Consider the following 7,340-nt stretch of genomic DNA (forward strand, 5'->3'; position numbering starts at 1 on the left):
GTCCTGGCATCCCGATGCTGATGCCCAGCTTGTGACGACGCTCGCGCGTCGCGCAGGTCACGGTGGCCAACAAGCCCGGCGCACCGGGGAGAACGCGAAGCAGCCGTTCCAACCATCCGCGCGGGGAATGCCGGGATGTCTCGGCTGAACCTGTGGTACCTGCCGCCTGCACTTTTTCTGCAGGCGGGCCATGGGTGCGGCCAGCGCCCGGCATTCCCCGTGCCCTTTTTTGAAGAGGGCAGGCCCAACGGCAAAGCTCGGACGCGTCATGCGCGCTGCGAGAAGGTGAACGCATGTCTCAACACCATTGTTGCGAGGCACGGAAGCAATCCAGAGTCACGCACGCGATTCCGGATTGCTTCCGCCGTCGCCCTGCGGGCTATGGCGGACACGTCGCTGCGCTCGCAATGACGATCGCGGGGGCGTTTGAACCCCCTTCCCGCCCGCGGCGGGGCCGCGAGACGAGGTGAGCGATGACTGTGACCTCAGCCCGTCACTGCGCCGCGTACGGCCTCGATGATTCGCGACTGGGTCGCCTCGTCGAGATAGGCGTGCATCGGCAGGCTGATGACGTCGCTCGACAGCCGCTCGCTGACCGGCAGGCCGCCATCGGCGACCGGAAAGATGCGATAGGCGGTCTGCTGGTGCATCGACTTCGGATAGTAGATCACGGTCGGAACGCCCTGCGCCTTCATCGCGGCCTGGAACGCGTCGCGATCGCAGCCCTTCGGCAGGCGGATGGTATATTGTGCCCAGACCGACGTGCAGCCTTCGGCGAGCTGCGGCACCTTCACGGCGCCGGCCAAGCCCTCGGTGTAGCGCCTCGCGACCACGTTGCGGGCTGCGATCTCGTCCTCGAATATCCTGAGCTTCTCGATCAGCACCGCGGCCTGGATGGTGTCGAGCCGCGCGGTGAGGCCGAGCCGGATGTTGTCATATTTGTCGCCGCCACCGCCGTGGACGCGGACGCTGCGCAGCTTTTCCAGCAGGTCGGCGTCGTCAGTGAGGATGGCACCGCCATCGCCGAAGCAGCCGAGCGGCTTGGCCGGATAGAAGCTGGTCGCGGTGGCAAGCCCGAAAGTGCCGAGGCGACGGTTCTGGTAGCTGGCCCCGAAGCCCTGCGCAGCATCGTCGAGCACGAACAGCCCCTCAGCCTCCGCGACCGCGGCGATCAGATCGTGCTGCGCGCTCTGGCCGAACAGGTCGACCGGAATGACGGCCTTCGGCTTCAGGCCAAGCCGCTTCGCGGTGGCGATGCCACGGCGGAGCGAGGCCGGGTCGATGTTGAAGGTGTCTTCGAGCACGTCGACGAATACCGGCGTCGCGCCAGTGAGCGCCACCGCCTCGCCGGTTGCGCAGAAGGTGAAGGACGGGCACAGCACCGCGTCGCCGGGGCCGATGCCCTGTGCCATCAGCACCATCAACAGCGCATCGGTGCCGCTGGAGCAGCTCACCGCATGTTTGGCGCCGCAGAACGCCGCCAGCTCGGATTCGAGCTGCGTGATCTCGGGACCGCCGAGGAACTGGCAATGCGTGAGCACGCGCGCCACCGCGTCGTCGAGCGATTTGCCGAGCCGCTGACGCTGCGCGACGGTGTCGATGAAGGGAATCGGCTGCTGCCGCAGATGCTGGTTCATGGCGCCTGACGTAGGTTGAGACATGGACATCGGATCGGATGGTTTGGCGTGACGGAGCGCTTAGCCCGCGACGCGACGCGGTTCCTTGCGGGCAGCGGGAGCCGCTATGCGATGCGAGGATTTTTCCAGGCACTGCGTGGCGATCGCAAGGCTGGCGACGCCTTCATCGCCACTGACCGCCGGCGACGTGCCGGTGCGCACCGCGTACAAGAAGGCGAGCAGCTCGGCCCGGAGCGGCTCGTCATGGCCGACCGGCAGATGGCGCATCGAGTAGCTGCCGTCCGGCTTGAAGCCGAAGCACTCGGTCACCTGACGGGTGAGCAGGTCGCCCATGATGTACTTGCCGCGGGTCGCAACCGTGACATTGCGCGCCTTGAACGGCGTCAGCCAATTGGTATTGATGTGAGCGAGCACGCCGGATGCGGTGCGGAACTGCAGCAGCGCGATATCCTCACGCTCGGCAACGGCGCTCGAGAGCTGCGGCTGCACCTCGGTGATGTCCGATTCGGTAAACCAGCGGATCAGGTCGATGTCGTGGACGGCGAGATCGATCACCACGCCGACATTGGACATCCGCGGCGGGAACGGGCCGACGCGGGTGATCGCGATCGACAGGATGTCCTCGCCCGCGATCGCCTTCTTGATCGCCGCGACCGCCGGATTGAAGCGCTCGACATGGCCGATCATCAAGGTGACGCCGGCACGCTCGGCGGCGGTGACGATCTCCCGCCCCTCCTCGACCGTGGAGGCGATCGGCTTCTCAACCAGCAGATGAATGTTGCGCGCGATGCAGGCGAGCGCGATCTCATGATGCAGATGGGTGGGCGCAGCCACCGTCACCGCATCGACGCCCTCGGCCACCAATTCGTCGAGGCTGGCGAAGGTCGCGCAATCGGCAAGCTCGGTGACGCGGGTGCGGTGCGCAGGCAAGGGATCGACGACGCCGACGAGATGGACATCCGGCAGGCCAGCCAGCACGCGCGCATGGTTGCTTCCCATCACGCCCGCACCGATCACGCCGACGCGCAGCGTCCGCTTCGGCTCGGCCTTGCCCGCCCCCTTGAAACTCATATCAACGACCCCATCGATGTGTCGGATCCGCTGTCCCATGATTAACGGAAAGCAAATCAGCAACTGGTTTCCGGCTCTCTAGCATGCCGCCACAGATCAGGCGAATGGTCCCGAAACGAACCCAAACACGTTTTGATTCAAATGATTACACGGTGATTTTAGGGCAATCCCGTTGCAATCCGGGGGATGCTCGGCCATCAAGCACCCCGTAGAACACCGGAGTTCGCGTGATTTAATGGCTTATGGTGAGTTCGAACTCCAGCTTCGTGCATTGGATGAACGGGGCCGCTACCGTCGATTGCATCGCCGCACTGGTATCGACTTCACATCGAACGATTATCTCGGGCTCGCCGAATCGGATGAACTGCGACAGGCCGCCACCGAGGCGATCGCGCGCGGGGTGCCGGTCGGCGCCGGAGGGTCCCGGCTGCTGCGCGGCAATCATCGGGAACACGAGGCGCTGGAGGCCGAGGCGGCAAGCCATTTCGGCACCGAAGCCGCGCTGTATTTCGGCGCCGGCTACAGCGCCAATCACGCGATCTTCTCGACCCTGCCCCAGCGCGACGACATCGTGCTCCATGATGAGCTGGTCCATGCCAGCGTCCATGAAGGCCTGCGCCACTGCCGTGCGCCCCACGAAAGCGTCCCGCATAACGACGTCGAAGCCCTGGCGGCAAGGCTCGCGCAATGGCGCAAGGCGGGCGAACGTGGCCGGCCGTGGATCGCGGTCGAAAGCGTCTACAGCATGGATGGTGACAGCCCTGCTCTTGCCGATCTGGTCGCGGTCGCCGATCGCTTTTACGCAGTGCTGGTGGTCGACGAGGCGCACGCGACCGGCGTGCGGGGGCCTGACGGACGCGGCCTCGCCGCGCCGTTTGAAGGCCGCGACAACCTCATCACGCTGCATACCTGCGGCAAGGCGCTCGGCACCTCCGGCGCCTTCGTGCTCGGCCCGAAAATCGTGCGCGACTTCCTGGTGAACCGCGCGCGTCCTTTCATCTTCGCCACCGCGCCCTCGCCGCTGATCGCGGCGGTGACGCGCGCGGCGCTTCGCATCTCGCGCGAGCCCCAACGTCGCGAACGACTGGCTCATCTGGTTGCGTTTGCCGCACGCGATCTGAAAGCGCGCTGCGGCATCGACGCATCGCCGTCGCACATCCTCCCCATCATCGTCGGCGCCGATGCGAAAGCACTGGCGCTGGCTTCCGCCCTGCAGGCGCAGGGCTTCGACGTCCGTGCGATCCGGCCGCCGACCGTACCCGAAGATACGGCAAGGCTGCGCATCGCGCTGTCGGCCAATTTGAGCGAGGACGTCATCTCCGAGCTGTTCGACGCGATGGCTACGGCATTGAGGAGGCTGTCGTGACACCGCGAATCATCGTCACCGGTACCGACACTGGGATCGGCAAGACTGTATTCTCGGCCGGACTCGCGGGCGCGCTCGACGGCTATTATTGGAAACCGGTGCAATCCGGCCTCGATGAGGAGACCGATTCCGACACCGTGCGCCGCTTGTCTGGCCTCGCGGCGGGACGGATCCTGCCCGAGGGCTATCGGCTGGCCACGCCGGTCTCGCCGCATCTGTCTGCGGAGATCGACAGCGTTAGTATCGACCCTGACCGGCTGGAGCCGCCTGCAACGCCAAAGCCGCTCGTCATCGAAGGTACAGGCGGCCTGATGGTGCCGCTGACGCGCGAGGTGACCTTTCTCGACGTGTTCGCGCGCTGGCGGGCGCCGCTGGTGCTGTGCGCGCGCACCACGCTCGGCACCATCAATCACACGCTGCTGTCGACCGCCGCGCTGCGCGCGCGTGACATTCCATTGCTTGGAGTCGCCTTCATCGGCGACGAAAACACGGATTCTGAACAGACCATCGTGGCGATGGGGCGCACGCGGCATCTCGGCCGCCTGCCCCATCTCACGCTGCTCGATGCCGGCACGCTGCGTGCTGCATTCGCCGCATATGTCGATGTCGCCCGGATACTCGAAGGTGCCGCATGATATCCAGTTCGCCGGTCTGGCACCCCTTCACCCAGCATGCGGTGCATGGCGAGATCCCGGCCATCGTCCGCACCGATGGCGCCTGGCTGGAAGTTGCTGACGGCCGTAGGATCTTCGATGCCATCTCGTCCTGGTGGGTGATCACCCACGGCCATCGCTATCGGCCGATCATGCAGGCGATCAGGGCGGAGACCGAGCGGCTCGACCAGGTGATTTTCGCCGGTTTCACCCATCCGCCGGCGGAGGAGCTGGCGCGGCAGCTGATCGCGATCACGCCGTCCGAGCTGACACACGTGTTCTTCTCCGACAGCGGTTCGACCGCGGTCGAGGTCGCGCTCAAGATGGCGCTCGGCTTCTGGCTGCATTCCGGCGAAGGCCGGCGCCATATCCTGGCGCTCGAACGCGCTTATCACGGCGACACCATCGGCGCCATGTCGGTCGGCCAACGCGGCGTCTTCAACGCGCCCTATCATCCCCTGCTGTTCGATGTCGGCCGCCTGCCCTTCCCGCATCAGGGACGCGAGCAGGAGACGCTGGATGCGCTGGACCAGGCCTGTCGCGAACGGCCCGTCGCCGCGCTGATCGTCGAGCCGCTGATCCTCGGCGCCGGCGGCATGCTGATTTATCAGCCGACCGTGCTGGCCGAGATGGCACGCATTTGCAGGCACCATGGCGTGCTTCTGATCGCCGACGAGGTGATGACCGGCTGGGGCCGAACCGGCACGCTGTTCGCCTGCGAACAGGCCGGCATCGTGCCCGACATCGCCTGCTATTCAAAGGGCCTGACTGGCGGCGTGCTGCCGCTCGCGGTCACGCTATGCCAGCGCGCGATCTTCGATGCACATTACGCCGAAGACCGCCGCAAGACCTTCTTTCACTCCTCATCCTACACCGCCAATCCGATCGCCTGCGCCGCGGCACTCGCCAATCTCAAGGTTTGGCGAAGCGAGCCCGTGCGGGAGCGGATCGCCGCGCTGGCCGAAGTTCACACCAAGGCGCTCGACCGCTTCCGCGATGACCGGCGTTTCGAGAATGTCCGCCAGCTCGGCACCATCGCGGCGCTGGATCTCGTGGTGAATGATTCCGGCTATCTCGCCGATATCGGTCCCCGCCTTTACCGCCACTTCCTGGCGCGCGACATGCTGGTGCGGCCGCTCGGCAATACGATCTATCTGATGCCGCCCTATTGCAGCACCGCAGACGAGCTAAGTGCGGTCTATGAGGCGATCGCAGCGCTGGATGTCGATCACTGAGTACTCCTCACGAAACCGTGTGAGCGGCACCGTGTAACGCGCCCGGCCGACGCCGCGAAGACGAATGCGAACCACATGGGAGCCTCCGATGCTGTCGCGCCTCTTGAGTCCGCTTGTCGTTGCCTTCGGTCTTGCACCTGCTATCGCCGATGCGGCCGACCGCCCCGTGGTCGTCGAGCTGTTCACCTCGCAGGGTTGCTCGTCCTGCCCGCCGGCAAATGCCTATCTCAACGATCTGGCGCGCGAACGGCATGACGTGCTGCCGCTCGCCTTTCACGTCACCTATTGGGACCGGCTCGGCTGGAAGGATCCGTTCTCGCTTCAGGCCGCGACCGACCGGCAGGCCCGTTACGGTGGCCGCTTTGGCGATGGCTCCTACACGCCCGAGATCGTCGTCGATGGTCTCAACAGCCATGTCGGCTCGTATCGCGACGAGATCGGCTCCGCGATCGATCGCGCGAAGGCCGCGGCGACCACCGCGGCGGTCAAGGTCAGCCGTGACGGCAATCAGTTGCTGGTCGAGGTCGGACCGGGCCAGGGCCGCGGACGCGTGCTGCTGGTGGGCTTCGACCACTACCACAAGACCGCAATCCGCCGCGGCGAGAATGGCGGCCGCACCTTTGAGGAGCTGAACGTCGTGCGCTCGGTGCGCCCGTTGGCGGACTGGCAGGGCAAAACGCTGCGGCTCACCGAACAGACGCCCGAAGGCGAAGATGCCGCGGTGCTCATCGAAGCCTCGGACGGTCGCATCGTCGGCGCGGCCAGGCTGTAGACCGGGATAAGGACGGTCAGGCCGAAGCTCTCTCGCAATAGCGTCGCCAGAAGCTGCGATAGGCTTCCTCGACCTTGCGCGTATAGAGCTCGCCGTTGCCAGCCGCAGAAGTCGCGACCATCTGCGGCAACGCTGCGCGCAGCTTTGCGAGCCGCTCCGGATCCGCGGCATGCCGGCCCGCGATCGCGATGTAGCCCTGCTCATCCTCGGCCACCCAGTCGCCGAGTCCCGCCGCCGTGACGATGCCGGCGGCGGCGCGCGAGGCCGAGCTGTTGCCGAGCAAAGCAACGACAGGAACGCCCGCCTGCAGCGATTCCCAGGTGCTGACGCCGCCATTCTGCGGGAGCGGATCGAGCGAGATGTCGATGTCAGCGAACGCGGCCATGTGCTGATCGCGCGACGTCGAACCCAGGCACGTGACTCGGCTCTCCGCTACGCCATGCGCGACAAAGCGGCCGATGAGGCGGTCGCGCAGGAAGGGATCGTCGAGCGCAACGTTCTTGATTACGATTCTTGAGTCCGGCAGTTGCTGCATTAGACGCGACCAGACCTTGAGCGCCGGATCGGAGATTTTGTCGATCCGGTTGAAGACGCCGAAGGTCACAT

Annotated in this window: 6 protein-coding genes and 1 pseudogene; 4 read left to right on the forward strand and 3 right to left on the reverse strand. The window is 65.7% G+C overall.

Annotated features, from left to right (window positions below):
* Positions 1 to 485: 485 nt before the first annotated feature.
* Positions 486 to 1,637, reverse strand: coding sequence for a DegT/DnrJ/EryC1/StrS family aminotransferase (locus WA702_RS15140; RefSeq protein WP_425111347.1), 1,152 nt, complete (start codon positions 1,635 to 1,637; stop codon positions 486 to 488).
* Between the two features lie 60 nt (positions 1,638 to 1,697).
* Positions 1,698 to 2,708, reverse strand: a complete 1,011-nt coding sequence (locus tag WA702_RS15145; protein WP_425111342.1) for a Gfo/Idh/MocA family protein — start codon at positions 2,706 to 2,708, stop codon at positions 1,698 to 1,700.
* 235 nt (positions 2,709 to 2,943) lie between these two features.
* On the opposite strand from WA702_RS15145, the gene WA702_RS15150 reads away from it, so the two are divergent.
* The 4 genes from WA702_RS15150 to WA702_RS15165 all read left to right on the forward strand — a co-directional run bounded on the left by WA702_RS15150 (position 2,944) and on the right by WA702_RS15165 (position 6,734).
* Positions 2,944 to 4,074 (forward strand): 8-amino-7-oxononanoate synthase, encoded by a 1,131-nt coding sequence (locus tag WA702_RS15150; protein WP_425111343.1) that lies wholly within the window; start codon positions 2,944 to 2,946, stop codon positions 4,072 to 4,074.
* Positions 4,071 to 4,709, forward strand: coding sequence for a dethiobiotin synthase (gene bioD, locus WA702_RS15155; protein ID WP_425111344.1), 639 nt, complete (start codon positions 4,071 to 4,073; stop codon positions 4,707 to 4,709). Before WA702_RS15150 ends, bioD begins: the two co-directional genes overlap by 4 nt.
* Positions 4,706 to 5,962, forward strand: coding sequence for an adenosylmethionine--8-amino-7-oxononanoate transaminase (locus tag WA702_RS15160; protein WP_425111345.1), 1,257 nt, complete (start codon positions 4,706 to 4,708; stop codon positions 5,960 to 5,962). The genes bioD and WA702_RS15160 overlap by 4 nt, the downstream gene beginning before the upstream one ends.
* An 88-nt stretch (positions 5,963 to 6,050) precedes the next feature.
* Positions 6,051 to 6,734, forward strand: coding sequence for a DUF1223 domain-containing protein (locus WA702_RS15165; protein WP_425111346.1), 684 nt, complete (start codon positions 6,051 to 6,053; stop codon positions 6,732 to 6,734).
* A gap of 16 nt (positions 6,735 to 6,750) precedes the next feature.
* On the opposite strand, the pseudogene WA702_RS15170 reads toward WA702_RS15165, so the two are convergent.
* Positions 6,751 to 7,340, reverse strand: a pseudogene (locus WA702_RS15170) (tetratricopeptide repeat protein); the annotation flags it as partial.

It is taken from the genome of Bradyrhizobium sp., assembly GCF_049798375.1.
Taxonomy (GTDB): domain Bacteria; phylum Pseudomonadota; class Alphaproteobacteria; order Rhizobiales; family Xanthobacteraceae; genus Bradyrhizobium.

Excerpts from the sequence above, each read along its gene's own strand:
- WA702_RS15150 (WP_425111343.1), top strand. The coding sequence starts at position 2,944 with ATGGCTTATGGTGAGTTCGAACTCCAGCTTCGTGCATTGGATGAACGG.
- WA702_RS15165 (WP_425111346.1), top strand. The coding sequence starts at position 6,051 with ATGCTGTCGCGCCTCTTGAGTCCGCTTGTCGTTGCCTTCGGTCTTGCA.
- WA702_RS15145 (WP_425111342.1), bottom strand. The coding sequence starts at position 2,708 with ATGAGTTTCAAGGGGGCGGGCAAGGCCGAGCCGAAGCGGACGCTGCGC.
- WA702_RS15140 (WP_425111347.1), bottom strand. The coding sequence starts at position 1,637 with ATGAACCAGCATCTGCGGCAGCAGCCGATTCCCTTCATCGACACCGTC.
- WA702_RS15160 (WP_425111345.1), top strand. The coding sequence starts at position 4,706 with ATGATATCCAGTTCGCCGGTCTGGCACCCCTTCACCCAGCATGCGGTG.